The 26,354-nt window shown below is 73.5% G+C and carries 22 protein-coding genes; 19 read left to right on the plus strand and 3 right to left on the minus strand.

Annotated elements, in window-relative coordinates:
* Positions 1–717 carry a DUF3159 domain-containing protein gene (locus ACQPXD_RS08480; RefSeq protein ID WP_432836450.1) on the plus strand — a complete coding sequence of 239 codons (717 nt, stop codon included), beginning with the start codon at positions 1–3 and terminating at the stop codon, positions 715–717.
* Between the two features lie 632 nt (positions 718–1,349).
* Here the strand turns inward: ACQPXD_RS08480 and ACQPXD_RS08485 are convergent.
* Both ACQPXD_RS08485 and ACQPXD_RS08490 read right to left on the minus strand, forming a co-directional pair.
* Positions 1,350–2,009 carry a potassium channel family protein gene (locus ACQPXD_RS08485; RefSeq protein ID WP_432836452.1) on the minus strand — a complete coding sequence of 220 codons (660 nt, stop codon included), beginning with the start codon at positions 2,007–2,009 and terminating at the stop codon, positions 1,350–1,352.
* A 2-nt stretch (positions 2,010–2,011) separates the two neighbouring features.
* Positions 2,012–2,677, minus strand: a complete 666-nt coding sequence (locus tag ACQPXD_RS08490) for a potassium channel family protein (RefSeq protein WP_432836454.1) — start codon at positions 2,675–2,677, stop codon at positions 2,012–2,014.
* A 99-nt stretch (positions 2,678–2,776) separates the two neighbouring features.
* On the opposite strand from ACQPXD_RS08490, the gene ACQPXD_RS08495 reads away from it, so the two are divergent.
* The 18 genes from ACQPXD_RS08495 (at position 2,777) to ACQPXD_RS08580 (ending at position 25,083) form a co-directional block, all read left to right on the plus strand.
* Complete coding sequence (locus ACQPXD_RS08495) at positions 2,777–4,777, plus strand: APC family permease (RefSeq protein ID WP_432836456.1); 2,001 nt, start codon at positions 2,777–2,779, stop codon at positions 4,775–4,777.
* Positions 4,777–5,949 (plus strand): class I SAM-dependent RNA methyltransferase, encoded by a 1,173-nt coding sequence (locus ACQPXD_RS08500; RefSeq protein ID WP_432836458.1) that lies wholly within the window; start codon positions 4,777–4,779, stop codon positions 5,947–5,949. The genes ACQPXD_RS08495 and ACQPXD_RS08500 overlap by 1 nt, the downstream gene beginning before the upstream one ends.
* Before the next feature lie 45 nt (positions 5,950–5,994).
* On the plus strand, positions 5,995–6,732 hold the full coding sequence (locus tag ACQPXD_RS08505; protein WP_432836460.1) for a type I 3-dehydroquinate dehydratase: 738 nt from the start codon (positions 5,995–5,997) through the stop codon (positions 6,730–6,732).
* Positions 6,733–6,834: 102 nt separating this feature from the next.
* Positions 6,835–7,194, plus strand: a complete 360-nt coding sequence (locus ACQPXD_RS08510; protein WP_432836462.1) for a hypothetical protein — start codon at positions 6,835–6,837, stop codon at positions 7,192–7,194.
* A gap of 82 nt (positions 7,195–7,276) precedes the next feature.
* Positions 7,277–8,386, plus strand: coding sequence for a hypothetical protein (locus ACQPXD_RS08515; RefSeq protein WP_432836464.1), 1,110 nt, complete (start codon positions 7,277–7,279; stop codon positions 8,384–8,386).
* A 219-nt stretch (positions 8,387–8,605) separates the two neighbouring features.
* Positions 8,606–8,842, plus strand: coding sequence for a hypothetical protein (locus ACQPXD_RS08520; RefSeq protein ID WP_432836466.1), 237 nt, complete (start codon positions 8,606–8,608; stop codon positions 8,840–8,842).
* A gap of 401 nt (positions 8,843–9,243) precedes the next feature.
* The gene (locus ACQPXD_RS08525; protein WP_432836468.1) at positions 9,244–10,494 is read left to right on the plus strand and encodes an ABC transporter substrate-binding protein; all 1,251 of its coding nucleotides are present in this window, start codon (positions 9,244–9,246) and stop codon (positions 10,492–10,494) included.
* A 234-nt stretch (positions 10,495–10,728) separates the two neighbouring features.
* Positions 10,729–12,696, plus strand: a complete 1,968-nt coding sequence (gene dxs, locus ACQPXD_RS08530; protein ID WP_432836470.1) for a 1-deoxy-D-xylulose-5-phosphate synthase — start codon at positions 10,729–10,731, stop codon at positions 12,694–12,696.
* A 207-nt stretch (positions 12,697–12,903) separates the two neighbouring features.
* Entirely contained in the window at positions 12,904–14,295 is a 1,392-nt protein-coding gene (locus tag ACQPXD_RS08535) for a PQQ-binding-like beta-propeller repeat protein (protein ID WP_432836471.1), read from the plus strand.
* The gene (locus tag ACQPXD_RS08540) at positions 14,292–15,725 is read left to right on the plus strand and encodes a PQQ-binding-like beta-propeller repeat protein (protein WP_432836473.1); all 1,434 of its coding nucleotides are present in this window, start codon (positions 14,292–14,294) and stop codon (positions 15,723–15,725) included. The genes ACQPXD_RS08535 and ACQPXD_RS08540 overlap by 4 nt, the downstream gene beginning before the upstream one ends.
* 12 nt (positions 15,726–15,737) lie before the next feature.
* Entirely contained in the window at positions 15,738–17,066 is a 1,329-nt protein-coding gene (locus tag ACQPXD_RS08545; protein ID WP_432836475.1) for a PQQ-binding-like beta-propeller repeat protein, read from the plus strand.
* Positions 17,067–17,268: 202 nt separating this feature from the next.
* Positions 17,269–18,642, plus strand: a complete 1,374-nt coding sequence (locus tag ACQPXD_RS08550) for a PQQ-binding-like beta-propeller repeat protein (protein WP_432836477.1) — start codon at positions 17,269–17,271, stop codon at positions 18,640–18,642.
* 79 nt (positions 18,643–18,721) lie between these two features.
* Positions 18,722–19,387 carry a response regulator transcription factor gene (locus ACQPXD_RS08555; RefSeq protein WP_432836479.1) on the plus strand — a complete coding sequence of 222 codons (666 nt, stop codon included), beginning with the start codon at positions 18,722–18,724 and terminating at the stop codon, positions 19,385–19,387.
* A gap of 10 nt (positions 19,388–19,397) precedes the next feature.
* Entirely contained in the window at positions 19,398–20,603 is a 1,206-nt protein-coding gene (locus ACQPXD_RS08560) for a sensor histidine kinase (RefSeq protein WP_432836481.1), read from the plus strand.
* Positions 20,604–20,705: 102 nt separating this feature from the next.
* Positions 20,706–22,460 carry a diguanylate cyclase domain-containing protein gene (locus ACQPXD_RS08565; protein WP_432836483.1) on the plus strand — a complete coding sequence of 585 codons (1,755 nt, stop codon included), beginning with the start codon at positions 20,706–20,708 and terminating at the stop codon, positions 22,458–22,460.
* Between the two features lie 402 nt (positions 22,461–22,862).
* Positions 22,863–23,834, plus strand: coding sequence for a hypothetical protein (locus ACQPXD_RS08570; protein WP_432836485.1), 972 nt, complete (start codon positions 22,863–22,865; stop codon positions 23,832–23,834).
* An 82-nt stretch (positions 23,835–23,916) separates the two neighbouring features.
* Positions 23,917–24,315, plus strand: a complete 399-nt coding sequence (locus tag ACQPXD_RS08575; RefSeq protein ID WP_432836487.1) for a VOC family protein — start codon at positions 23,917–23,919, stop codon at positions 24,313–24,315.
* Positions 24,316–24,339: 24 nt separating this feature from the next.
* Positions 24,340–25,083: an alpha/beta fold hydrolase gene (locus ACQPXD_RS08580; protein ID WP_432836489.1), complete on the plus strand. Its 744-nt coding sequence runs from the start codon at positions 24,340–24,342 to the stop codon at positions 25,081–25,083.
* A 241-nt stretch (positions 25,084–25,324) separates the two neighbouring features.
* Here the strand turns inward: ACQPXD_RS08580 and ACQPXD_RS08585 are convergent, their stop codons facing one another.
* The gene (locus tag ACQPXD_RS08585; protein ID WP_432836491.1) at positions 25,325–26,320 is read right to left on the minus strand and encodes a LacI family DNA-binding transcriptional regulator; all 996 of its coding nucleotides are present in this window, start codon (positions 26,318–26,320) and stop codon (positions 25,325–25,327) included.
* Positions 26,321–26,354: the final 34 nt, after the last annotated feature.

The raw sequence follows: 26,354 nt of genomic DNA on the forward strand, positions 1-26,354 counted from the left end.
ATGCAGCCTGGTAACGAGACCGCGACCGAGAAGGCAGCGCCCGAGGAGGAGCCGCTCCCACCGTTCTCGGTCCAGATGGCCCAGCAGCTCGGCGGCGTGCGCGGCCTCATCGAGTCCAGCGTCCCGATCACGCTGTTCATCGTGGTCAACTTCCTGGGCGACCATTTCAACTGGTGGTCGCTGCGCACCTCGCTGATCGTCGCCGTCGGGGCAGCGCTGTCGATGGCCGTCTACCGGCTGGCCCGCCGCGAGCCGACCCGGCACGCGCTCAACGGCGTGTTCGGCATCGCGATCGGCGCGTACATCGCCTGGAAGAGCGGCGACGCCAAGGACGTCTACCTGCCCGGCATGCTGCTGACCGTCGGCTACGTGGTCGGCATGCTGGTCTCGGTGGTCATCCGCCGGCCGCTGGTGGGCTGGCTGTGGTCGGTGACCCTGGACGGCGGCACCACCCGGTGGTACGACAACGTCCGGCTACGCCGCGCCTTCGTCTGGCTGACCGTGCTCTGGGCCGTCGTCTACGCGCTCAAGCTCGGCATCCAGGTGCTGCTCTACCGCGACAGCAGCGCCGACTCCGACGACCTGCTCGGCATCGCCCGGCTGGCCCTGGGCTGGCCGCCCTACGCCCTGCTCGCCGCCCTGACCGTCTGGCAGGCCCGCCGCATCCTGCGCGCCTCGGACCCCTCCCCAACCCCCACCGACCCCGACCCCCGCTGACCCCACCCACCCAAGCGGACCAGGGCCACCGTGGCCCCGGCGGACGCAGGGGCCGCGAAGCCCGAAGGTAAGTGTCCGCGCAGCGGGCATGGTGTATGAGGGCAGCGCCTGCTCGTGATGCTTCATGCCGGGCGGCCGCCGGCGGCCGCCGCGGGCTGGCGGTGCGGATGTCGCACTCTTGGGCCGCACCATCCGATCTGCGCGAGGCGCGGCGGACGTATGTCTCCGTGATCATGATGCCCGCGGTGGCCGCACCGCGGGTTTGCCATGATCCCGGAGACTTCTGGTACACGGGGGTACATCAGCGCTCCGTGATCATGAAAAACCGATGGTGTCGGTGCCAGTTATGCATGATCGCGGAGACTTCCGGTCGCTACGCCGTGCTCCGCCGCGGCCAGCGCCCGGCAGGTGAGACGTGATCGCCGACCGCGCCAGGCCCAAGCGAGTCGGGCCGCGGGCCCCGCCGGTGCTTGAGCGGAGCGAAAGAAAAAAGCTCGAAACAGTGAGTGGACGCAGGGGCGCGTAGCGCAGGAGAAGTGTCCGCGGAGCGGGCATGGGGGGTGTGGGGTGGGAACCCCCCACCGGTGTTCGAGCGAAGCGAGAGCCAGAGACTAGGAACAGCCTAGAAACAGCTATCTCCCTAGGATCACGGAGCGGACCGTCTCCTCCATCTCGGACGTGACGACGAACACCAGCTCGTCGCCGGCCTCCAGCGGGTCGTCAGGGGTTGGCACCAGCACCCGGCGGCCGCGTAGCACCGCGACCAGGGCCGTGTCGTGCGGCAGCGGCACGTCGCGGACCGGGTGCCCGACGTAGGGGGCGTTGTCCGGCAGCGTGATCTCCACCAGGTTGGCCTCGGACTGCCGGAAGGTCATCAGCCGGACCAGGTCGCCGACCGACACCGCCTCCTCGACCAAGGCTGCCATCAGCCGTGGCTTGCTGACCGAGACGTCGACGCCCCACTGCTCGTTGAACAGCCACTCGTTCTCGGCGCGGTTGATGCGGGCCACCACCCGTGGTACCGCGAACTCGGTCTTGGCCAGCAGCGAGACCACCAGGTTGACCTTGTCGTCGCCGGTGGCGGCCACCACCACGTCGCACGAGGAGAGGTCGGCCTCCTGCAGGCTGGACAGCTCGCACGCGTCGGCCAGGATCCACTCGGCGGCCGGCACCCGCTCGGGGCGGACCATCCGCGGCACCCGCTCGATGAGCATGACCTGGTGGCCGTTGTCGACGAGCTCTTTGGCGATGGACCGGCCTACGTTGCCGGCCCCGGCGATGGCGATCCGCATGATCAATGTCCCCCCTCCGGGGCCCGGCCGGTGACCTTTGTCACCGATGTCGTCAGCTCGTCGGTCAGCAGCATGAAGGCCAGGTCGCCGTCCTGGATCACGGTGGACTCCGTCGGCAGCATCGCCAGGCCGAAGCGCATGAGGTACGCCAGGCGGGCCCCGCTGCGCTGCTCCAGGTGCCCGACGGTGTGCCCGATCCAGTCCGGGTGCAGCGGCACCTCCACGATGGACACCGTGCTGGTCGGGTCGCGCCAGATCTCCACGTTGCCCTCGGGCACCAGGTGGCGCAGCATCCGGTCGGCGGTCCAGCGCACCGTCGCCACGGTCGGTATGCCGAGGCGCTCGTAGACCTCCGCGCGTTTCGGGTCGTAGATGCGGGCCACGACCCGGCCGACGCCGAACGTTTCGCGGGCCACCCGGGCGGAGATGATGTTCGAGTTGTCGCCGGAGGAGACCGCGGCGAACGCGTCCGCGCGCTCGATGCCGGCCTGTAGCAGGACATCCCGGTCGAACCCGACGCCGGTCACCGTGGTGCCGTGGAAATCGCCGCCCAGGCGCCGGAACGCGTCCGCGTCGACGTCGACCACCGCGACGGAGTGGCCGCGCTGCTCAAGACTCTGCGCCAGCGTGGAACCCACGCGGCCGCAACCCATGATCACGACGTGCACGTCCCAGCCTCCGTGTCCTGTGGCACTCAACGTCGAGGATGTCATGCGCGGCGCCGACCGGTGCACCGGGAGGCGGGAGGCGCCGTACGCTTAGGCGTCGTGGCCAGTCCCACCTCCCTCATGAAGCGGCTGCTCCTGGGCCGTCCGTTCCGCTCGGACCGGCTGCAACACACGCTGCTGCCCAAGCGCATCGCGTTGCCGGTCTTCGCCTCCGACGCGCTGTCCTCGGTGGCCTACGCGCCGGACGAGATCCTGCTGACGCTGTCCATCGCGGGCGCCTCGGCGTTTGTGATCTCCCCCTGGATCGGCGTCGCGGTCGCAGTGGTGATGCTCACAGTCGTCGCCAGCTATCGGCAGAACGTGCACGCCTACCCCTCCGGCGGCGGCGACTACGAGGTGGCCACGGTCAACCTGGGCTCCCGCTTCGGCGTCGCGGTGGCCAGCGCCCTGCTGGTCGACTACGTGCTCACCGTGGCGGTGTCGACCGCCTCCGGCGTGGCCAACCTGGGCTCGGTCGTGCCGTGGGTCGCCACCCACAAGGTGGCCATATCGATCATCGCGATCGCCATCCTCACCGCCATGAACCTGCGCGGCATCCGGGAGTCGGGCGCGGCGTTCGCGGTCCCGACGTACGGCTTCATGATCGTCATGATCGGCATGGTCCTCACCGGCTTCTTCAAGATCTTCGTGCTCGGCGATCATCTGCAGGCGCCCAGCGCGGGCCTGGTCATCCACGCCGAGCACGCCAACATGACGGCACTGGCGATGGGCTTCCTGCTCTTGCGGACGTTCTCCTCCGGCTGCGCCGCGCTGACCGGTGTCGAGGCGATCTCCAACGGCGTGCCGGCGTTCAAGGAGCCCAAGAGCAAGAACGCGGCCACGACGCTGCTGCTGCTCGGCACGATCTCGATCACCATGCTGCTCGGCATCATCCTGCTGGCCAACAAGACCGGCCTGAAGTTCGTCGAGAACTCCAGCCAGATCGAGAGCGGCCCGGCCGGCTACGTGCAGAAGACGGTCACCACGCAGCTGGGCCAGACCGTCTTCGGCGAGGGCTCGATCATGCTCTACGTGGTCGCGGTCATCACCGCGCTGATCCTGTTCCTGGCCGCCAACACCGCGTTCAACGGCTTCCCGGTGCTCGGCTCGATCCTCGCCCAGGACCGCTACCTGCCCCGCCAGCTGCACACCCGCGGCGACCGGCTGGCCTTCTCCAACGGCATCATCCTGCTGGCGCTGGCCGCCATGGTGCTCATCGTCGGCTTCCACGGCGAGGTGACGCGGCTGATCCAGCTGTACATCGTCGGCGTCTTCGTGTCCTTCACGCTCTCCCAGGCCGGCATGATCCGGCACTGGAACCGGCTGCTGCGCACCGTGCGTGACCAGCAGGTCCGCAACCGGATGATCCGATCGCGGACGATCAACATGATCGGCCTGACCCTGACCGGCGCCGTGCTGATCGTGGTGCTCATCACCAAGTTCCTGCTCGGGGCGTACATCGCCATCATCGCGATGATCGTCATCTACTTCCTGATGGTCGGCATCAAGAAGCACTACGACACCGTCGCCCGCGAGCTGACGCCGTCGGAGGACCGCCCGGTGCTGCCCGCCCGCAACCACGCGGTGGTCCTGGTGAGCAAGGTGCACCGCCCGACGCTGCGCGCGGTCGCCTACGCGCAGGCCACCCGCCCCGACAGCCTCACCGCGCTGACCGTCAACGTCGACGACCACGACACCCGGGCGCTGCAGGAGGAGTGGGAGCGCCGCGACATCCCGGTGCCGCTGACCGTCGTCGAGAGCCCGTTCCGCGAGATCAACCGCCCGATCCTCGACTTCGTGCGCGGCAAGCGCCGCGACTCCCCGCGCGACGTGGTGACCGTGTTCATTCCCGAGTACGTGGTCGGGCGCTGGTGGGAGCACCTGCTGCACAACCAGAGCGCGCTGCGGCTCAAGGGCCGGCTGCTGTTCGAGCCGGGCGTCATGGTGACCAGCGTGCCGTGGCAGCTCAGCTCCACCGGCGACGTGGACATCGACCGCATGGACGCCACCCTCATCCGAGGGCCGAAGCGCGGCCCGCGCACCAGCACCCACGAGCGCTGATGGAGCTCGAGCTCGAGGTCGGCGCGGTCGCGCACGGCGGGATCTGCGTGGCCCGGCACGAGGGCCAGGTGGTGTTCGTGCGCCACGCCCTGCCCGGCGAGCGCGTCCGCGCCCGGGTCACGGACCGGCGCAAGGGCTTCCTGCGCGCGGACGCGGTCGAGATCCTGCTGCCCTCGCCGGACCGCGTGATCCCGCCCTGCCCCTTCGCCGGCCCGGGCGCCTGCGGCGGCTGCGACTGGCAGCACGCCGCCTGGCCGGCACAGCGTGCGCTGAAGTCGCAGGTCCTGGCGGAGCAGCTGGAGCGCCTGGGTGGAATTTCCGATGTTTCTGATTTATCGGTACGGGTGGAGCCGCTCCCGGGCGGGCCGCTCGCCTGGCGCACCCGGGTCCAGTACACGGTCGGCCCCGACGGGCGGCCCGGCTTCCACCGGCACCGCTCCGCCGACGTCATCCCCGTCGACCGCTGCCGCATCGCCCACCCCGCCGTCCAGGCGCTGCCGATCCTCGACCGCACCTGGCCGCCCGGCTCGGTCGTCGAGGCGGCGGTGTCCTCGGAGGGCGACACGGCCGTGCTGAGCCGCTCGTCGCGCACCGCGCCGGTCGCCGGCGGCGCCACCCGGATCCGCGAGCGCGCCGCCGGCCACGAGTGGGCGCTGGACGCCGCCGGCTTCTGGCAGGTGCACCCGCACGCCGTCGAGGCGTTCACCGCCACGGTCCTGGACCAGCTGCGCCCGGCCGCCGGGGAGCGCGCCTGGGACCTCTACGGCGGCGCCGGGGTCTTCGCCGCCGCCCTGGCCCCGCACTGCGGCCCGATCACCGTGGTCGAGGCCGACCGCGCCGCGGTGGCGGCCGGCCGCCGCGCCCTGCGCGACCTGCGCAACGTGACCTTCGCCCGCTCCGACGTCGCCCAGGCCCTGTCGAACCCGGCCTGGCGCTCGGTCGACCTGGTGGTCCTGGACCCGCCCCGCTCGGGCGCGGGCCGCGACGTGGTCGCCGCGATCGCGGCCCGGCGCCCGCGCGCGGTCTCGTACGTGGCCTGCGACCCGGCCGCCTTCGCCCGCGACGTGCGCACGTTCGGGGAGCTGGGCTACGCCCTGACCGCGCTGCGGGCCTTCGACAGCTTTCCCATGACCCAGCACTTCGAGACGATCGGGCTGCTGAGCCCGCGCTGACCCCGGGCTCTAGACTCGCCGTGTCGGGAATGGCTGGGGGAGTGCATGGCAACGCTGCGGGAGCGGCTGGCCGGTGAGGTGCCGATCGTCGCGGTCAGCTTCGGCGACGACGACGCCGAGGGGCACGCGGCGCGGGCGCGCGAGCTGGGCGTCGACCTGGCGGAGCTGCGCATCGACTGGTACGGCGACACCGACCCCGGCCACGTCCGGCGCGCGATCGCGCCGTTCCGGGCGGCCGGGCTGGCGACGCTCGCCACGATTCGCTCGAAAGCGGAGGGCGGTTACTGGCCGGGGGACGACGCGGAGCGGCTGCGGCTCTTCGAGGCGGTGCTGCCCGAGGTCGACGCCGTCGACATCGAGCTCTCCTCGGCCGGGATCCTGCCCGGCGTCGTCGCCGCGGCGCGCACTGCGGACCGCCCGGTGATCGTGTCGTACCACGACTTCGCCCGGACGCCGGAGGAGCCCGCGCTGCGGGCAACCGTCGAGGCGGCCGCGGCCGCGGGCGCCGACCTGGTCAAGATCAGCACGATGGTGCACCGGCCGGCCGACCTGCGGGTGCTGGCCGGCCTGCTCATGCGGTACCCCTCGATGATCGTTATCGGCATGGGCACCGAGGGCGCCGGGTCCCGCGTCTTCTTCCCCCTGCTCGGCTCCCGGATCACCTATTCGGCCATCGGCGGGCGGCCGGCGCCGGGGCAGCTGCCCTTCGCCGAGACGGTGCGGCTGCTGGAGACCTTCTCGCCGGGGTACGCCGCGCGCCGCTCTGCCGGGGTCACCGCGTGACGCTCTTTGTTGCCGGGTGCGCCCGGTGCCGCCGTGTGGGGGTCACCGCGTGACGCTCTTTCTTGCCGGGTGCGCCCGGTGCCGCCGCGCGGGGGTCACCGCGTGACGCGGCCGGATTCCGCCGGGGATGGCGAGGAGGCGCCGCGCGATCCGTGGCGGGCGCTGCGCCGGACCGTGTCGCAGACCGTGGTGGTGTTCACGATCCCGTTCGGGTTCGCCTTCGGCCGCGCCGCGCTGGGCCTGAGCCGGCTGAAGGTCGACCGTACCCCCGCCGCCTGGACCGTGTGGGGCGCCGGCGTGGCGCTGATGCTCGTCGCGTCGGTGCTGGCCGTGCTGGCTTTGCGCGGCCGCGCGCCGCAGCGGCTCGGGAAGGCGACCGCCTGGTGGTGCGCCGGCCTCTGGCTGGCCGGTCTCGTCCTGTCCATCGTGTACTCCGAGATGGTGCCCGCGCCGTCGCGCTGACCGGCGGGGTCCACACGCGTGGCGGGTTGCCCCTATCTTCTGTGTCGTGCCGTACGGCACCGGTCCGCGATACGGAGGCGACATGACCCACCCCCCGACGACACCGGGACCCGACGAGCCGTCCCCTGACGCCGACTTTGTGGCGCCGGCGCCGCCCCCGCCGGGCCCGGACGCGGCGTACGACCCGTCGCAGTCGTACGTGGTGTACCAGGCCGCGCCCGGGGGCTATGGTCCGCCGGCCGGCGGCTACGGGGTGCCGGTCCTCGGCGCGCAGGCCGGCTACGACCCGATGATCAGCCCCGACTACTCCGGCTGGTGGGCGCGCAGCTTCGCCATCCTGCGCAACGCCTGGCCGCAGCTGCTGGTCCTGCAGGCGATCGGCTTCCTGCTGGCGGTGGCCGTGGCGATCCCCGAGGCGTTCTACAGCGTCGGCGTCCTGGACGATCTCAACGCGAGCATGAGCAACTCCAGCGACCCCAACTTCGACGGGTCGGCGCTGTTCGGCGTCTTCGGGCTGGTCGTCCTCGGCCTCCTGGCGAGCAGCCTGATCGCCTGCGTGATCACGGTGGCCGGCAACCACATCGCGGTCTCCGCGGCCATCGGCGCCCCCAAGCGCCTCGGCGCCGCCTTCGCTCTGGCCGGCCGCCGCTTCCTGCCGCTGTGGGGCTGGCAGTTGCTCGCCGGCATCATCACCCTGGTCGGCTTCTGCGCCTGTGTCCTGCCGGGCATTTACGTGTACGCGGCGCTCCTCGTCATACCGGCCGTGGTCACCTTCGAACGCGGCGGCAGCGCGATCGGCCGCTGCTTCCAGCTATTCCACCGCGACCTGGGCAGCTCCGTCGCCCGCGTCGCCACCATCGTGGGTTTGTCGCTGGTGGTGGCTTTCGTGTCGTACCTCGTCGGCCAGATCGTCGAACTGGCGATCGGCGGCTCGACGGTGAGCTCCGTGGGCGCCGACGGCCCGGTCGTGACCACCGCCACGACCACTGCCCTGATCGCCAGCTCGGTCGTCACGGGCCTGCTGGACGCCGGCATGAAGCTGGTCACCGACGTGCTCCTGGTGACCGCGTACGCCGACATGCGCGCCCGCACCGAACCCCTCTCCTCGGCGACCCTGGCCACCGAGATCGGCATTGCGGACGCGGCCACGCCTTCGGCCTGGATCGCACCGCCGATGCCGCCGCTCGCCTGACCCGTTTCGCTCGCCTGACCCGTTTCGATCGCTCTGTGCCGGCCAGCCGCCTTCGGGCGGACTGGCCGGCCGCGCTTGTGGGGCTCACATCGACGGCTCCGGGTCCTTGACGGTCCGCGACTTTTCGGACTTATGCCGTGCCGATGGGCTCCACCGTGCTGCTACCGATCGTGGCGAGTGCCACCCGCCTGTCCTCGGTGACCGGAAGTCTCCGTGATCATGCTGCACCTGCTGCTGACACCAACGGTTTTTCATGATCACGGAGTGATCATGTACACCTGTGTACCGGATGTCTCCACGATCATGGCGAACCCGTGGTGCGGCCGCGGCGCCATGCATGATCACGGAGACATCATGTTCGCCCGGCATCGAGGTTCCTGCCCGCAGGTGAGCAATCCGGCGCGACATCGAAAAGTCGGGCGCTCCGCGCCACGACTTTTCGGACTTATGCCCTGACAGGCGAAAAATCCGTTAAGTCGTGGCGCGGAGCGCCCGACTTAACGGAATAGCGGGGGCCGTCGCGGACCGGCGCCCGGCAGCGCGCCGTAGGCGCCGGGTTTTTCGAGCGGCCCGCCCGGCTGGCCGGCGGCCAGCCGCGGCGAGCAGCGCGCCCGAGTGGTCCAAGGCGTCGCTTCCGCGCGGCGGTGACTTCGGGTCGTCTCGCGTCCGTGCGGTGCCGCGTCCGTGCGGTGCCGCGTCCGTGCAGGGGTGGGCGGCGCGGGGGGCCGGGCGGGGGTGCGACGTGGGCGGGGGCGGTGCGAGGGGTGGGGCGGGGAGGAGGGAGCGGGGCGGGTGCGGGCGGGTGCGGGTTCGGTGTAGGGCGGGTGCCGCCCGATTTGTCGGTCAATACTGCATGAATGGGACTAAGCCGCAGGAGTCTGCTCGCTGCCGGGCTGGCGACGTTGGCGCTGCCCGGGTGCTCGGCGGGCGTGCCGGAAGCGGCGGTCGATCGGAAGGTTGAGGTCTTCTCGTGGTGGGCGGGGCCGGGGGAGAAGGAGGGGCTCGAGGCGCTCGTCGGCGACTTCGCCGCGCACAATCCCGGGGTCGCGTTCGACAACGCGGCCGTCGCCGGCGGGGCCGGGACCATCGCGCGGACCGTGCTGGCCACGCGGCTGGAGAACGGGGATCCGCCCGATTCGTACCAGGCCCACGCCGGGCTCGAGCTCACCGACGACATCCAGGCCGGATACGTCGAGGATCTCCGCGAGTTGTACCAGGAGCAAGGCTGGCTGGCCAAGCTGCCGGGCGGGCTGGTCGACGCGATCACCGTCGGCACGAAGATCTACTGCGTGCCGGTGAACATTCATCGGTCCAATTTGTTGTGGTACAACCCGAAGACCCTGAGCGGGCTCGGGCTTACGCCGCCCAAGTCGTGGGCCGAGTTTCTTGAGCAAGGGGACGTCATCGCGAAGCGGGGGCTCACGCCGCTGTCGATCGGGCCGGCCTGGACGCAGAAGCATCTGCTGGAGAACGTGCTGCTCGGGGAGTTGGGGGCGGACGGGTACACGGGGCTGTTCAGCGGGCGCACCGACTGGACCGGCGTGCCCGTGCGGCAGGCGCTCGACCTCTGCACCGAGGTGCTGGCGCGCTCCGACCTCGCCGCCGCGGCCGCCGACTGGCAGCCGGCGCTCGATCGGGTGGTGGCGGGCACCGCGGCGTACAACGTCATGGGCGACTGGGCGGACGGCTATCTGCGCACCAACGGGCTGACCTTCACCCAGGGCTACGGTTGTATCACGGCGCCGGGGACGGAGCGGGTCTACAACTTCCTGTCGGACTCGTTCACGTTGCCCAAGGGGGCCCCGCATCCGGGGGCGGCGCGGAAGTGGCTGATCGAGTGCGGGTCGGTCGCGGGCCAGGATGCGTTCAACCCGCAGAAGGGGTCGGTACCGGCGCGCACCGACACCGATCGATCGAAATACACCGGCTACCTCGCGTCGGCGGTGGCCGAGTGGGCCGACGGGGGTACCCGGGTGGTGGGCTCGCTCACCCACGGGGTGGTCGCGGGGAGCGCCTGGAACGCCAAGATCGACACCGCGCTCGCCGCGTTCGTGCAGGACAAGGACGCCGCGAAGTTCGCCGCAGCGGTGGCGGCCGGGCGTGCCTGACCGGGCCGCGGGGAGCAGGCGCGCTGGAGGCCGGGGCGATGCCGGACCGGCCCGCACAAAGCGGGCGAGCGGTGGTGGCCAGGGGTGCCGGACCGGCCCGCGTGGAGCAGGCGAGCGGTGGTGGCCGGGGTGCCGGACCGGCCTGAAGGACACGGGTGAGCTGGATGTGGGGAACCTGTCGAGATTCGATCCGCCAGGGTGCGCTGCGGCGCGGCACTACTAGACTCGGCGGGCATGAGCACAGAAGAGATCGAGGCCGCGTCCCTGCTGAGCACGGTCCGGGCCCCGGGCGATCTTCGCAACCTGACCGCCGAGCAGCTCGATGTGCTCGCCGCGGAGATCCGCGACTTCCTCATCGCGAAGGTCTCGCGCACCGGCGGTCATTTGGGTCCGAACCTTGGCGTGGTCGAGCTGACCCTCGCCCTGCACCGCGTCTTCGACTCGCCGAAGGATCGGATTCTCTTCGACACCGGCCACCAGGCCTATGTTCACAAGATCGTCACCGGTCGCCAGGACGGCTTCGACCTGTTGCGCCGGCGTGGCGGGCTCACCGGCTACCCGAGCCGGGCCGAGAGCGAGCACGACATCATCGAGAACTCGCACGCCTCGACCGCGCTGTCGTATGCCGACGGGCTGTCCAAGGCGTTCGCGCTGCGCGGTGAGCCGCGTCACGTGGTCGCGGTCGTGGGTGACGGCGCGCTGACCGGCGGCATGTGCTGGGAGGCGCTGAACAACATCGCCGCGGCCAAGAACCCGCTGGTCATCGTGGTCAACGACAACGGCCGCTCCTACTCGCCCACCATCGGCGGGCTGGCCGACCACCTGTCCAACCTGCGGCTCAACCCCGGCTACGAGAAGGTGCTCGACCTGGTCAAGGACTCGCTGGGGCGCACCCCGCTGGTCGGGCCGCCGCTCTTCGAGGTGCTGCACGCGGTCAAGAAGGGCATCAAGGACGCGGTCGCGCCGCAGGCCATGTTCGAGGACCTCGGGATCAAGTACGTCGGGCCGGTCGACGGCCACGACCGCGAGGCGGTCGAGTGGGCGCTGCGGCGGGCCAAGAACTTCGGCGGCCCGGTGATCGTGCACGCGGTGACCCGCAAGGGCTTCGGGTACCGCCCGGCCGAGGAGGACGAGGCCGACTGCCTGCACGGGCCCAGCAGCGCCTTCGACATCGAGACCGGCAAGCTGCTCGCGCCCGCGTCGCTCAAGTGGACCGGCGTGTTCGCCGACGAGCTGGTGGCGATCGCCGACGAGCGGGCCGACGTGGTGGGCATCACCGCGGCGATGGCGGAGCCGACCGGCATCGCCAAGCTGATGCGGAAGTACCCCGAGCGCGCTTATGACGTCGGCATCGCCGAGCAGCACGCCGCCACCTCGGCGGCCGGCCTCGCCATCGGCGGCCTGCACCCGGTCGTGGCGGTCTACGCGACGTTCCTCAACCGCGCGTTCGACCAGGTCCTGCTCGACGTGGCCATGCACAAGCTGCCGGTCACCTTCGTGCTCGACCGGGCGGGCATCACCGGCCCCGACGGGCCGTCGCACTACGGCATCTGGGACATGTCAGTCTTCGGCGTCGTCCCCGGCCTGCGCCTGGCCGCCCCGCGCGACGCGCAGACGGTTCGCGAGGAGCTGCGCGAGGCGGTCGGCATCGAGGACGGCCCGACGATCCTGCGCTTCCCGACCGGCTCCGTCCCGCCCGACCTGCCGGCGCTGCGCCGCGTCGGCGGCGTGGACGGCTTCGGCGGCATCGACGTGCTCGCCGAGCACGTGCGCAAGGACGTCCTGCTGGTCAGCGTGGGTGCCTTCGCCCACATGGCCGTCGACGTGGCGGCCCGCCTGGCCGAGCAGGGTTACGGTGTCACGGTCGTGGATCCCCGATGGGTACGTCCCGTGCCGGTCGAACTCGTCGCCCTGGCCCGCGATCACCGCCTGGTGGTCACGCTGGAGGACGGCGTGCGCACCGGCGGCGTGGGCGACGCGATCGCCAAGTCCCTGCGCGACGCCGACGTCTGGGTGCCGCTGCGCGACCTCGGCATCCCCCAGGGCTGGCACCCGCACGGCGCGCGCAACGAGATCCTGGCCGACCTCGGCCTCACCGCGCAGGACGTGGCCCGCCAGGTCACCGAGTGGGTCAGCCGCATCGAGCAGCCGGCCCCGCTGCCCGGCGCCCCCTCCGCAAGGGCCCGCGCCCCGCGCCGCTGACCCCCGCACCGCCACCGACCGAACCGCCCCGAACCGCCCCGAACCGAACCGCCCCGAACCGAACCGAACCGCCCGAACCGAACCGGCGCGACCGACCGACCTGGTCGGCCGCGCGGCCGCGCGCGCCCGGCCGACGGACCGAACATCGACGGGGCGGCAACCCGGCGGGTAGGCGTGGGACTCTCTTGTGGCGAGGAGAGGGGACCCGTGCCCGACGCGATGATCGAGCTCGACATCAGCACGCCGTGGGAGCCGGGCCGTGCGGCGGGGGTGCCGGTCGGGCGGCGGGGGCGGCGGCGGGTGGCCGGGGTCGCCGGGATGCTGGCGGTGGCCGTCCTGGTGCTGGGCGCGAGCGCGGCCGGGCGGGGCCTGGCGCCGGTGTACCACGCGGACTTCCAGGTGCTGACGCTCGACGGGGCCGGCGGGCGGTTCTTCATGACGCGGTATCCGATGGGCGGCGGCGGGCGGCAGGTGCTCGAGGCCGTCGCCGCCGGTGACGGGCGGCTGCTGTGGCGGCGGGACCTCGGCGGCGGCGAGTCGTTCGCCGCGGTCACGGACCGGGTGGTGCTGCTGCAGAGCCACGAGGGCGACGAGGGCGGCGACGACGGCGGTGGCGGGCTGATCGCGCTCGACGCGGCGAGCGGGGCGGAGCGGTGGGAGCGCGCGCGGGCGCGGTTCGCCGGGCTGGCCGGCGGGCGGGTGCTGGTCGAGGACCGGGCGTGGCCGCGGGAGGAGGTCGGGTTCGACCCGGCCTACGGGGACCCGGAGGACCCCTCGGTGGCGCTGCCCATGCTGCCGCACCACGAGCGCTACCTCGCGCTGGAGCAGCCGACCGGCGGTGTCGCCTGGAGCGTCGAGACGCCGCCGGGCACGCTGCCGAGCCTGGACGTGCGCGACTACCCGGAAGTCCTCGGCCTGACCGATCTGGATGCCGATGGGGTACTGCGGGTGCGGGACCCGGTCACCGGCGCGCTCAGGGCCACCTATCGGCTGGACGCGCGCGGACCGGTCGCCCGGCACCAGGACGGGGTGCCGGGGCAGGAGGTCGTCTTCCCGGCCGGCGGGCGGGGCGCGGACGTCTACGACCGCGCGTCCGGGCGGCGGCTGTGGCACTGGGACGGGCCCGACGCGGCCTACAACGGGCCGTACCCCTGCCTCGGCGACCGCTACTGCGTCTTCGACGGCGCCGGCACCGCGGTGCTCGACGCGGCCACCGGCGCGCCCGTGCGGCGGATCGACCGGTATGCCGGCCTGCTCGACGGCGCCGGCGAGCGCATGGTCCTGTATGCGCAGGGCATCGTCGGCTACCACCCCAACGACGTCGCGGCGTTCGCCGGGCCGGGCGCCGCGGTCGCCTGGCGGCTCGACGGCTGGTTCGTCGCCGGGGGCTACGGCACGGCCCGCGCCCCGGGCGGGTACTTCGTCTGGCACCCGCTCGGGCGCACCGACTCGATGGTCGGCCGGCTCGACCCGCGCGACGGCACCGTGCGGGTCTTCGGCGTGGCCGACAACTTCTACGGCTCCCCGCAATGCGTCGCGACCGCGGGCCGGGTCGCCTGCCTCGCCATCGGCGCCGTCTACGTCTGGAGGCTCCCATGACCGGCGCTCAGCCCGGGGAAGTCGTGATCGACCTCGGGATGCTCGCGGCGGGGACACCGCCACCGCCGGCACCGCCGGCGGCATGGCGGCCGCGGCGGCTCGGGGCGCGGGGGCGCGCGGTGGCGCTGCTCGCCGTGGTCGCGGCCGGGCTGGCCCTGCCGGGCGCGGACGCGCGGGCGGACGGCGGCCCGGTATTGCACCTCGGCTCGGTGCCCAACGTGCTGCTGGGCGACGGCGTGGTGTATCTGGAGACCTGGACCCGCGCCGGCGCCCTCGACCGGCTGGAGGCCCGCGACACCGCCTCCGGGCGCCTGCGGTGGGCCGTCGACCTGGAGCAGTGGGAGTCGGCGGTGGCCGTGGCGACGGGCGTGGTCGTGCTGGGCCGCCCGAACGGTTCGCCGGACGGGGGGTACTCCCTGCTCGTCCGCGACGGGCGCACGGGCGCGCCGCTGTGGCGGCGCGACGGGGCGCTGATCCTCGGCGCGGCCGGCGGTCTGGTGCTGCTGCAGGACGGTTGGCCGGCGGGGCCGTCGACCGAGGCGCTGCCGGGACTGGACACCCAGCCCGCGGACACCCATGTCTTCGGCGTGGACGCGCGCACCGGCGCGGAGGCGTGGACGGTCGCCGTGCCGGCCGGCGCGGCGCTGTCGTTCGCGAGCGACAAGACCCGGCCGTACGAGCTCGCCTGGTTCGCCGACCTGCGCGCCGGTGGGGAGCTGCGCACCTACGACGTGGCCACCGGCCGGGTGACCCGCACCGACCGGCTGGCGGTGAGCGGCCCCGCCGCCGCGTTCACCGTTGGCGACGCACCGGGCCTCACCCTCGCGCCCGGCTCCCGCGCCGGGCAGGTCCTCGTCTCGGTGCTGGGCCGCCCGGGGGCCCCGCAGCAGGGCGACGTGCCGCAGCGCGTCGAGGCGTTCGACCGGGCAACCGGGCGCCTGCTGTGGAGCCGCGACGCCGCTAGGACGAGGGTCTTCGCCTGCGCGCCCGGGCGCTGGTGCCAGAACGACACCGGCGGCATCGCCGCCCTCGACGCGCCGACCGGCCGCGAGGTGTGGCGGGCGGACGGCTTCGACACGGTGCTCGGCGGCGCGGGGGACACCGTGGTCCTCGCCGGGCGCGGCCTCGACAACCTGCAGCGGGCGGAGCTGCTGCTCGTCGACGGGCGCACCGGCGCGCCGCGGGCGCGCGTCGAGGGCTGGCACGGGCTGACCGCGCTCGGCGGCGCGGTGGTGGTGTGGCGGCGGGCGGCGGAGGAGCGCGACACGACGCTGGGCATCCTCGACCCGGCGACGGGGCGGATCGCGGTGTTCGGCCACGGCGACTCCTGGGCCGGCCAGCCCCGCTGCGCGACGGACGGCCGGGTCGTCGGCTGCATCCCGGTCGGCGACCTGACCGTCTGGAGGCTCCCGGCGGTCGCCCGCCGTTAGCACAATGGATGCGTGCTGCTCAGCACGACGCATACGTTCGATGCCGCCGTGATCGACCTGGGCCCGGTGGGCGAGGCCCGGGCGCCCGACGCCGACCGGGGGCCCGAGGGGCTGCCCCGGGGCTGGGGGCTGCTGCTGGCACTGGGGCTGGTGTTGTCGCTCGTGTCGGCGGTACCACTGCCGGAAGCTCCGCGCGAGGTGACCCGGCAGCCGCTGCGCAACGGCGCGTTCCACCTGGTCGGCGGGGCACTGCTGGTGCTGCAGAGCGACCGCACCCCGACGCCCGTGGCGGCGTTCGACGGCGCCGACGGCAGCACGCGCTGGACCTACACGCCCGACGGGCTGGCCACTCTGTCCTACGCGGCGGCCGGCGGCGACCTCGTGGTGCTCTCGCCCGACCTGTGCCGCTCCGGCGTGACCGGGCTGACCGTCGCGGTCGACCTGCGCAGCGGGGCCCAGCGCTGGCAGGCCATCGGCGTGCCGGTGCGCACCGCGCCGGGCGTGGCCGGCACCGTCGTGCTGCGCAGCCTGTGGTCCGACGGCTGCGGCGCCCTCGCGGCCAACGCCCCGATCGGCGGTGCGCTGCGCTGGCAGGCCCTCGACGCCGACGGGCGCACCCGGTGGGAGATCCCGGTCGACGCCGGCACCCGGGTCGCGGTCGACACCGCCGAGGCCGGCGCGGCCTGGGCGGCGCTGGCCGACCGGCAAGGCGCGGTGAGCGTCGCCGACTTCGCCACCGGCACCCGCACGAGCGCCGGCGCGCTGCGGGCCGGCCCCGACGACCTGGTCGCCGCCGCCGGCGACCTGCTGGTGCTGGCGAGCTTCGACCTGTCCGGGGCGGCGCTGACCGCCTACCGGCGCGGTGCGTGGGCGGCGCCGGCCTGGCGCGCGCGGGTGCCGGCGCGGCCCGCGTCCGGGCGCACCGACCGGTTCACCGTGCGGCCCTGCGGCCGGGTGCTGTGCGTGGCCGGGGAGCGCACCGTCGTGCTCGACCCGGCGACCGGGGCGGTCCTGTGGAGCGCCGCCGACCGGACCGACCTCACCGCCGTGCCCGGCGGGCTGCTCGCCGCGGCCGGCGCCCGCCCGGCCGTGCTGCTCGACCCGGCCACCGGCGCGCCCGCCGCGCGGCTCACCGGCTGGGACGTGCTCGGCGCGGACGCGCACCGGGTGCTGCTCGGCGCGGTCACCGGCGACCGGACGCTGCTCGGGTTCGGCGCCGGCACGGGCGTGGCGCCGTTCGCCACCGTCGATGCCCGGCTCGACGGGTGCGAGCTCGACGGGCCGCTCGTCGCCTGCCGGACCGGCGCCGACGAGGTACTCCTGCTGCGGCTGGCGGCATAGCCCAGCCGCGGGGGACGCTGGAAGGCGTGGGCGAACTGATCGACCTGGGCGAGACGCGCGGCGCCGTCGAGGACCGGCTGGCGGCATAGCTCGGCTGCGGGGACGCTGGAAGGCGTGGGCGAACTGATCGACCTGGGCGAGACGCGCGGCGCCGTCGAGGACCGGCTGGCGGCATAGCCCGGCTGCGGGGACGCTGGAAGGCGTGGGCGAACTGATCGACCTGGGCGAGACGCGCGGCGCCGTCGAGGACCAGCTGGCGGACTGGCCCGAGCGGGGCGCGCCCGGGCGCCGGCAGTGGCCGATCGTCGCCGTGCTGACCCTCGTGGTGCTGTTCGCGGCCGGATCCGAGCCGGCCATCGGCATCGAGGAGGCTGGCGTGCTCGCCGAGCACGCGTCGGACTTCGTCGCCGACCGCGGGGCCGTGTATGCGCTGCGCGAGGAGCCCGCGGTCACCGCCTACGACTGGAGCACCGGCCGGGCCCGCTGGAGCCGCTCGCTGCCCGCCGGCTCCGGGCAGGTGTACCTCGCCGCCGACCGCGCCTACCTGCGCCACCGCCCGTGCACCGAGACCGTCGGCTGGAGCCTGGAGCGGCTCGACCCCGCGACCGGGCGCCGGCTGTGGTCGCGCTCCGGCGGGCCGATCGCCGTGCTGGCCGGCCCGCCCGGCGCGCCGCCCGGGCTGCTCACCATCGACGACCCGGGCGCGGTCTGCCCGCCGGTCACGCCCCTGCGCGGCGCGCCGCCCGCCCCGATCCACCTCTCCGGCCTGGACGCCGAGACCGGCGGCATCCGGTGGTCCTTCGAGCTGCCCGGCGGGGCCCGCCTGGTGGCACCGGACGTGCCCGGCAGCGCCTGGTTCGCGGTGTGGTACCCGGGCGGCCGGGCCGAGATCCGGGCCGCGGCGACGGGCGCGGTGACCGCCGCGGCCGACCTGCCCGAACTCGCCGGCAATCCGCCGACCGGCCTGCGCATCGTCGGCGACCTGCTCGTGCTGGTGAGCGTGGGCGCGGACGGGGCGCTGATCACCGCGTACCACCGCGACGGCCTGCGGTACCAATGGCATCGGCTCTTCTCCTCCTCCGACCCGGCACCGATCGCCGAGATCGCCTACGGCCCGGTCGTCGTGGCCTGCGGGCCGATGGTGTGCGTGCCGAACTGGCGCGACCTGGCGGTGCTCGACCCGGCCACCGGCGATCCGGTCTGGCGGCGCCCGGTGCAGCTCGACGCGGCCGGGCGCGGCGTGCTGGTGGCCCGCGACCGCGACGACTTCACCACCGTGCGGGTGCTGGACTGGCGCACCGGGGCCGACCGCGCGGACCTGGCCGGCTGGGCGATCGTGCCCACCGCGAGCGCCGGCACGGACGACGACGAGCTCGGCACCGCCCCGGTCGGCACCGCCATCGTCCAGCGCCCGGACGGCGACGGCGCCCGGCTGGCCACGATCGACCTGAACACCGGCGCGATCGCCCCGCTCGGGCGGATCGGCGCCGTCCCGGACCGCTGCGCGATCCGCCACCATCGGCTCTCGTGCCTGTCCGCACTGGACTCGGTGCGCCTCTGGCGCTTGCCGGGATAGTTACATTGGCTCCACGGGGCCTTTCACGGGGACTTCACGTCCCCTGCACGAGACTGGCCCGGATCTGGGGGTGAGAGGCGTGCGCGTGCTGGTCATCGAGGACGAGACCAATCTCGCCGACGCGATCGTGCGGGGGCTGCGCCGGCAGGGCATGGCCGTCGACGTCGCCTACGACGGCACCACCGGGCAGGAGATGGCCATGGTCACCCGCTACGACGTCGTGGTGCTCGACCGGGACCTGCCCGGCGTGCACGGCGACGAGATCTGCGCCGACCTGGTCGCCTCGGGCGCGCTGACCCGGGTGCTGATGCTGACCGCCAGCGGCAGCGTCGCCGACCGGGTCGAGGGCCTGCAGATCGGCGCCGACGACTACCTGCCCAAGCCGTTCGCCTTCGACGAGCTCGTCGCCCGGGTGCAGGCGCTGGGCCGGCGCGCCACCCCGGCCGCGCCGCCCGTGCTCACCATCGGCGACCTCGTGCTCGACCAGGCCCGCCGGGTCGCCACCAGGGCCGGGCAGCCGCTCGACCTGACCCGCAAGGAGTTCGGCCTGCTGGAGGAGCTGCTCAAGGCCCGGGGCGCGGTCGTGTCCAGCGAGGAGCTGCTGGAGCGGGTCTGGGACGCCAACGCCGACCCGTTCACCACCACGGTGCGGGTGACGATGATGACCTTACGCAAGAAGCTCGGCGAGCCCGCCCTCATCGAGACCGTCGTCGGCGCCGGATACCGCACGAGACCACCCCGATGAGGCACCCGCGATGACCATCTACGACGCGCGCCGCACCGCCATCTTCCGGCCCACATTGCGGCTGCGCCTCACGCTGCTCAACGGCATCCTGCTGATCGGGGCCGGGCTGGTCCTGGTGATCCTCGCCTACATCCTCGTCGACGGCGCGCTCAAGCCCGCCGACCAGCTGCAGCCGGGCACCCGCGTGGTGCTGGCCAACGGCGCCGAGGTCGACGCGCACACCTGGCAGACCGAGCTGGTCGACGCCGCCGAGTGGGAGCTGCTCACCCGGGGCAGCCTGGCGCTGCTGCTCATCGGCGCGGTCGGGGTGGCCGGCGCCTACGTCGTGGCCGGGCGGGCGCTGCGACCCCTGCAGCGGGTCACCAGCACCGCGCAGCGGCTCTCCGGCGAGTCCCTCGACGCCCGTATCAACTACGACGGCGCCGACGACGAGGTGGCGGAGCTGGCGAAGACCTTCGACGCGATGCTGGACCGGATCGCCACCACGTTCGAGACGCAGAAGCGCTTCGTCGCCAACGCCTCGCACGAGCTGCGCACGCCGCTGGCGGTGATGCGCACCGAGGTCGACGTGACGCTCGACGATCCCGAGGCGGACGTGGCGGAGTACCGCCGGATGGCCACCGTCGTGCGCGACGCCTCCATGCGCGCCAACGCGCTGGTCGAGTCGCTGCTGCTGCTGGCCCGCACGGAGGCGCAGGCCGGCCGCCGGCTCGGCCGCAAGGTCAACACCGACCTGGCCACCGGGGTCACCGTCGCGCTGTCGGCGATGAGCAAGGAGATCCAGCGGATCAACCTCGACGTCAGCACCGACCTCGCGCCGGCCTACGTCGTGGGCGATCCCGGCCTGCTGGAGCGGCTGGCCGGCAACCTGGTCGAGAACGCGGTGCGGTACAACCACCTCGCCGGCCGGATGTGGGTGCGCAGCGGCACCGACGAGACGCTCGCCTGGCTCGTGGTCGGCAACACCGGCTTCGAGGTCGAGCCGGCCGACCTGCCGGCGCTGTTCGAGCCGTTCCGCCGGGGCGGGCGCGAGCGGACCGGGGCCCGCGGCACCGGGCTCGGCCTGTCGATCGTGCGGGCGATCTGCGAGGCGCACGGCGGCGGGGTCAGCGCGGTCGCCCTCGACGGCGGCGGCCTGGAGGTCACCGTGTCGCTGCCGGCCGCCGCGGTCACGCCGGTGCTGAGCGGCACCGCCGCGGTGCGCCCGGCCGCCTGATACGCGCGGGGCATGTGATCATGTCCACACCCGCTCAGTAAGGACCCCGGCGGCGCCGATGTGTGCGGTATCCGCCGGCGGCGGCAGGGGATGGAGGCGTCGATGCGGCTGCGCGGCTGGCTCGTCGCCGGCATTCTCATGGCGCTGCTGCTCGCCGTCGGTGGCGTCGGCCTCTCCGTCAACCGCTCCGCGCTGCGCGCCGCCGAGAACGTGCACCGCGCCGACTCGCTGGCCCTCGCCACCAACAACGGTGGCCTCGCCGCGGAGCTGCTGCGCGTCTCCGCCAAGGAGCTCAACGACTTCATCACCAACCACCCGCTGTCGCTGACCCCGGGCGACGAGGGCGACACGGCCGCCCTGCAGGACTACGCCGCGAAGTCGACGTACTTCGGCTACGGCCTGGTGCTCACCGACCTCGTCGGCCATCCGCTCAACGCCACCGACACCGCGAACATGTTCCCCGACCCGGAGTCGATCGGCTTCAAGCCGCTGATCTCCGGGCTGGCCCTCGGCGAGCCCGGCTTCTCCTCGATTATGACCGTCAAGGACACGCTGGTGCAGGCCGTGGCCGTGCCGATCGTGGTGGGCAGCGCGCCGGTGGCGATCCTCTACGGGTTCATCCCGGTGGTGAAGAGCCAGATCCAGGAGTACCTGGTGAAGCTGCGCGACGACTCGCACGTGTCGATGCTCGTCGACTCCGCCGGCACGGTCGGCGCGTCCAGCAGCCCCGAGCTGGTCGGCACGCTCGTCGACTCGGCGATCATCGCCAGGATCGGCTCCACCGACTCGGTGTTCGTGAGCTACACCGAGAACGGCCGCTCGATGATCGCCACCGTGCACGGCGGGCTGCCCGGCGGCTGGGCCTACGTGCGCACCCAGTCCACCGCCACCTTCGACGGCCCGGTGCGCAACCGCAGCCTCACGATCAACCTCGCGCTGCTCACCATGCTCGTCGTCGCGGTCGCCGGGCTGGCCGTGCTCGCCTACCGCTCGCAGCTCGTGCGCCGCCGCGCGGAGGAGCGCTTCTCGGCCCTGGTCGAGCACGCCCCCGACGTCGTCACCGTCCTCGACGCCGAGGGGCTGGTGGCGTACTCCAGCCCGAGCGCCGAGCGCATCCTGGGCGCCGTCGCCGTGGGCTCCCCTGTGTTCGACCTCATCCACCCCGACGAGCGCGACCACGTCCGGGAGCGCTTCGCCGGGCTGCTGCAGCAGCGCGGCGGGGTGGAGCGCATGCAGGTGCGGGTACGCCACGCTGACGGCAATCACCGCTGGTTCGACCTCACCGCCTCCAACCAGCTGCACAACCCGGCCCTGAACGGGGTGGTCGTCAACGCCCGCGACATCACCGACAGCCGCGAGATGCAGGACCGCCTGGCCCACGACGCCCACCACGACCCGCTCACCGGCCTGCCGAACCGCCGCCGGCTGCACCAGCGCCTCAGCGCCTCGCTGCCGGACACCCCGGTCGGGGTGCTCTTCGTCGACCTCGACGGCTTCAAGCCGGTCAACGACGCCCTCGGCCACGAGGCCGGCGACGAGCTGCTACGCCAGGTGGGCGCCCGGCTGTCCGACTGCCTGCGCCCGGCCGACGTGCTGGCCCGCGTCGGCGGCGACGAGTTCGTGCTGCTGCTGCCCGGCGTCGGCCCGGGCGATGACGCCGGCCCGTTGCTCGAGCGGCTCCGGGCGCAGATCGGGGAACCGTTCGAGATCTACGGGCACGAGGTGCGCATCGGCGCGAGCATCGGGGTGCACCTTGCGGCGGCGGGGGAGCACCCAGACGCCGTCCTGCGCACCGCCGACGAGGCCATGTACGCCGTCAAGCACGGCACCGACCGCCCCGGCCGCCACCGCGCCTGAATCGGGTCGCGCGCGCACCGTCAGCGCGCGCTGAACGACGCCCCCCTGCACGATTTCGATCTCCAGCACCGTGACACGTGTCGGCGTCAACTGGTCCCCTTCGGATCCGTTCTGCACTGTCTACCGCCCCCGGACGTGCGTGCGCACCGTAATCATCATGGGCGAGCGCACCCGAGGAGTTCGCTTACTCGCCGTAGAGTGATCCCCCCTCTACGGACCGTGGAACACGCTCATCAGCGCTCACTACCTTATGGTCTATATCACAGAGCGTTATGTGGGTCCCTGATACGTCGCGTTACCGACGGTCACGAACGCAAGAGCATTCGGGCCTTTTTGCCCATGCGGCGAAAAACCGGGCCGGGGCTACCGGATGGGGCCGTACCACTCCTAGGTTCTGCGGACATGGCCGTGAGCGACGAGGTGGCGCCCGACGAGTGGGAGTGCCGCGTGTTCCTCGCCGTCGCCGAGCACCGCCAGCACACGAAGGCCGCCGAGGCGCTGTCGCCGAGCCGTCCGCGGCACCTGCGCGACCGGCCGTATGCGCGGCAGCTGGTCGGCAAGACGATCCAGCGGATCGAGCGGTGGTGCGGCGAGCCGCTGTTCGAGGGCAGCCGGGGCCAGCTGCGGCTGACCGAGCGCGGCCGCGAGTTCGAGCGGGCCGCGCGCAGCGTCGTGGGGGAGTATCAGCTGATGCGCCGGGTGGCCCGGGAGGAGGGCCTGCCGCGGCTGGCCTGCCTGCCGCACCACGCGGCGTTCGTCGCCCCCGCGCAGGCCCGGCTGCGGGAGCGCTTCGGCCGGCCCCGGATCGCGGTGCAGTATCTGCACGACGACGCCGGCCTGCGCGGCCCCGCCCTGCTCGTCGGCGCGGCGCGGCCGGCTCCGGACGCCCGCGCGATCCCGCTCTACACGGCGCGCCTGGAGGCGATGGTGCCGGCCGGGCGCTTCCCGGCCGAGGGGCTCGCCCTGCCCGAGCTGCTGCAGCGGTACCACCCGTTGCTCCACCTCACCGGCGTGCCCGCCGACCGGATCGACGCGTGGGGGCTGCGCGGCCCGGCGGCGGCCCCGGCGGGCGGCTCGGCCGACATCGCGACCACGGTGGTGCACCTGCGGCACGAGGCCGGCGCGGCGTGGGACGGGCGGATCCTGGTGGCGCCGTCGGACGTGGCGCTGGCCTTCAAGCCCGGCATGGAGTTCGGCGGGCGGCACGCCGACCGGTTCACGTGGGTGCCGCTGGTCCTCGACGGCCCGCTGACCCATGAGGTGCGCCTGACCGTGCGCCGCGGCGCCGAGGACGACGAGGCGGTGCCGGCCGCCATCGTCGCACTGCAGTCGGCGGTCCGCGCCCTGCCCGCCCTCGCCGGCGGCAATCCCTGACATTCGTTGTTCGATACCGGGCGGATCCTGTCCGGTATCGCTCCTAGCGTGGTGCCTGCCAACACCGAGGAGGAGCAACATCATGCACTTCGCGTCAGTCCGCCTGATCACCGACCAGGTCGGCCGGCTCGCCGACTTCTACGAGCACGTCACCGGCCGGGCCGCCCGCCGGTACTCGCCCGACTTCGCCGAGGTCGTCCTGCCCGGGGCGACGCTGGCGATCGGCAGCACCGCCACGGTCAAGCTGTTCGGCGAGGGCTCGGCGGCGCCGGCCGCCAACCGGACCGCGATCGTCGAGTTCCGGGTGGACGACGTGGACGCCGAGTTCGCCCGGCTGCGCGACCTGATCGGCGAGCTCGTGCAGGAGCCGACCACCATGCCCTGGGGCAACCGGTCGCTGCTGTTCCGCGACCCCGACGGGACCCTGGTCAACCTGTTCACGCCGGTCACCGCCGAGGCGATCGCCCGCCAGCACCGCTGAGGGCATCTGGGTATCGTCGGTGCTGTGACCGCAGTGTTCGTCAACGGCAATCCCGAGTCGTCCGCGATCTGGGGGCCACTGCTCGCCGCGCTCGGCCGGACCGATGTCGTGCTGCTGTCGCCGCCCGGGTTCGGCGCCGCGGTGCCCGAGGGGTTCCAGTGCACCCTGACCGGCTACCGCGACTGGCTGATCGGCCGGCTGGAGGTGCTGGACGGGCCGGTCGACCTGGTGGGCCACGATGTCGGGGGCAGCACCGTGGTCTCCGTCGCCATGGCCCGGCCCGACCTGCTGCGGACCTGGGTCAGCGACTCGCTGGGCGTGTTCGACCCGGACTACCGCTGGCATGATCTCGCCCAGCAGTGGCAGACCCCGGGCGCCGGCGAGGCGTCGGTCGCCGAGCTGCTGGGCGGCTCCCTGGGGGAGCGGGCCGAGCGGATGGTCGCGCTCGGCATCCCGCCGGCGGTGGCCGAGGAGCTGGCCGCGGCCCAGGGGCCGGAGATGGGCCGGGCCATCCTCGCGTTCTACCGGTCCGCGGCGCAGCCGGCGATGGCCGACCTCGGCAAGCAGCTGGAGGCGGCCGCGGCCCGGCCGGGCCTCGCCATGATCGGCACCGAGGACCGCTTCGTCGGCACCGAGGCGCTCCGCCGCCGCTCCGCGGCCCGGGCCGGCGCCCGCGCGGAGCTCCTCGACGGCCTCGGCCACTGGTGGATGGTCCAGGACCCCGAGCGCTGCGCGCGCATCCTCGCGGCATTCTGGGCCGGGCAGTAGGCCGGCGACGCCGGGCCTGCCCTCGGACCGGGATGTTCCCGCCGCACCCCGCGCGGGGACCGGAAGTCTCCGTGATCATGCGCAACCCGGCGTCGACACCAACGGTTTTCATGATCGTGGAGTCGTGATGTACCCCCGTGTACCACAAGTCTCCGGGATCATGGCAAACCCGGTGTGCGGTCAGCGCGGGCGTCATGATCACGGAGACATACGTCCGGCCCGGCCGCGCAGATCGCAGGTCTCAGGGGTGGGTGCTCTGGCGCAGCACCAGTTCTACCGGGAAACGCTCCCGGTGGCCGGCCGGGACGTCGCCGGAGAGCAGGAGCCGGGCCGCCGCGGCCGCCATCTCCTCGACCGGCAGGCGCATGGTGGAAAGGGGCGGGTTCGTGCACTCCGCAGCCACGCTGTCGTCGAAGCCGATGATGGCGACGTCCTGCGGCACGCGCCGGCCGGTGGCGGTGATCGCCTGGACCGCTCCGGCGGCCATCAGGTCGCAGGCCACGAACATCGCGTCGAGGTCCGGGTGGCGCTCCAGCAGCCGGCGCGCCGCGCGGTGGCCGTCCTCGCGGCGGAACTCGCCGCCCTCGCCGAGGTCCGCCAGGCCCAGCTCGCGCACCGCGCGCCGGTAGCCGGCCCGGCGGTCGATCGCGCAGGTGTTGGTCGCCGGCCCGTGAATCGCGGCGATCCGGCGGCGGCCCAGCCGGTGGAGCTGCTCGACCGCCGCATGCGCGCCGCCGGCGTTGTCCGCCTCCACCGCCGGTACCGCCGCGGCCGTGGCAACCAGCGACACCACGCGCGGGCAGCGGCGGTGGAAGCGCGCCGCGAGCTCCGGCGTGACGTTGGCCAGCACCGCGCCGACCGTGGTCTCCGCCGCGATCGCGTCGATCGCCTCGCCCGCGCCGTCCCGGCCCACGGCCCGGACCCGCAGGTGCACGTCCACCCGCTCGAGCTCCGACATGAGCCCGGCCAGGATGCGGCTGTAGTACGGATGCGCGCCCAGCCACCCGTGGGCCGGGCCGTAGGCGACGGCGACGATGTCCACGGCCCGCCGGCGGCCGGAGGCGAGCGCCCGCGCGGTCTGGTTCGGCCGGTAGCCCAGCTCGGCGACGGCCGCCCGCACCCGGGCCCGCAGGTCGCCGGACGCGCCGGGCACGTCGTTGATCACCCGCGACACCGTCGCCCGGGAGACCCCGGCCGCCTGGGCGACGTCCTCGATGGTCGGTCTTGACCTGCTCACACACTCGAACGATAGACGAGAGAGCGCTCTCATG

Source organism: Dactylosporangium sp. CA-092794, from assembly GCF_050948465.1.
Classification (GTDB): Bacteria; Actinomycetota; Actinomycetes; order Mycobacteriales; family Micromonosporaceae; genus Dactylosporangium.

Coding starts and splice junctions, on each gene's coding strand:
- ACQPXD_RS08480 (WP_432836450.1), top strand. CDS start 1: ATGCAGCCTGGTAACGAGACCGCGACCGAGAAGGCAGCGCCCGAGGAG.
- ACQPXD_RS08485 (WP_432836452.1), bottom strand. CDS start 2,009: ATGCGGATCGCCATCGCCGGGGCCGGCAACGTAGGCCGGTCCATCGCC.
- ACQPXD_RS08500 (WP_432836458.1), top strand. CDS start 4,777: ATGGAGCTCGAGCTCGAGGTCGGCGCGGTCGCGCACGGCGGGATCTGC.
- ACQPXD_RS08505 (WP_432836460.1), top strand. CDS start 5,995: ATGGCAACGCTGCGGGAGCGGCTGGCCGGTGAGGTGCCGATCGTCGCG.
- ACQPXD_RS08515 (WP_432836464.1), top strand. CDS start 7,277: ATGACCCACCCCCCGACGACACCGGGACCCGACGAGCCGTCCCCTGAC.
- ACQPXD_RS08520 (WP_432836466.1), top strand. CDS start 8,606: ATGCTGCACCTGCTGCTGACACCAACGGTTTTTCATGATCACGGAGTG.
- ACQPXD_RS08525 (WP_432836468.1), top strand. CDS start 9,244: ATGGGACTAAGCCGCAGGAGTCTGCTCGCTGCCGGGCTGGCGACGTTG.
- dxs (WP_432836470.1), top strand. CDS start 10,729: ATGAGCACAGAAGAGATCGAGGCCGCGTCCCTGCTGAGCACGGTCCGG.
- ACQPXD_RS08540 (WP_432836473.1), top strand. CDS start 14,292: ATGACCGGCGCTCAGCCCGGGGAAGTCGTGATCGACCTCGGGATGCTC.
- ACQPXD_RS08560 (WP_432836481.1), top strand. CDS start 19,398: ATGACCATCTACGACGCGCGCCGCACCGCCATCTTCCGGCCCACATTG.
- ACQPXD_RS08565 (WP_432836483.1), top strand. CDS start 20,706: ATGCGGCTGCGCGGCTGGCTCGTCGCCGGCATTCTCATGGCGCTGCTG.
- ACQPXD_RS08570 (WP_432836485.1), top strand. CDS start 22,863: ATGGCCGTGAGCGACGAGGTGGCGCCCGACGAGTGGGAGTGCCGCGTG.
- ACQPXD_RS08575 (WP_432836487.1), top strand. CDS start 23,917: ATGCACTTCGCGTCAGTCCGCCTGATCACCGACCAGGTCGGCCGGCTC.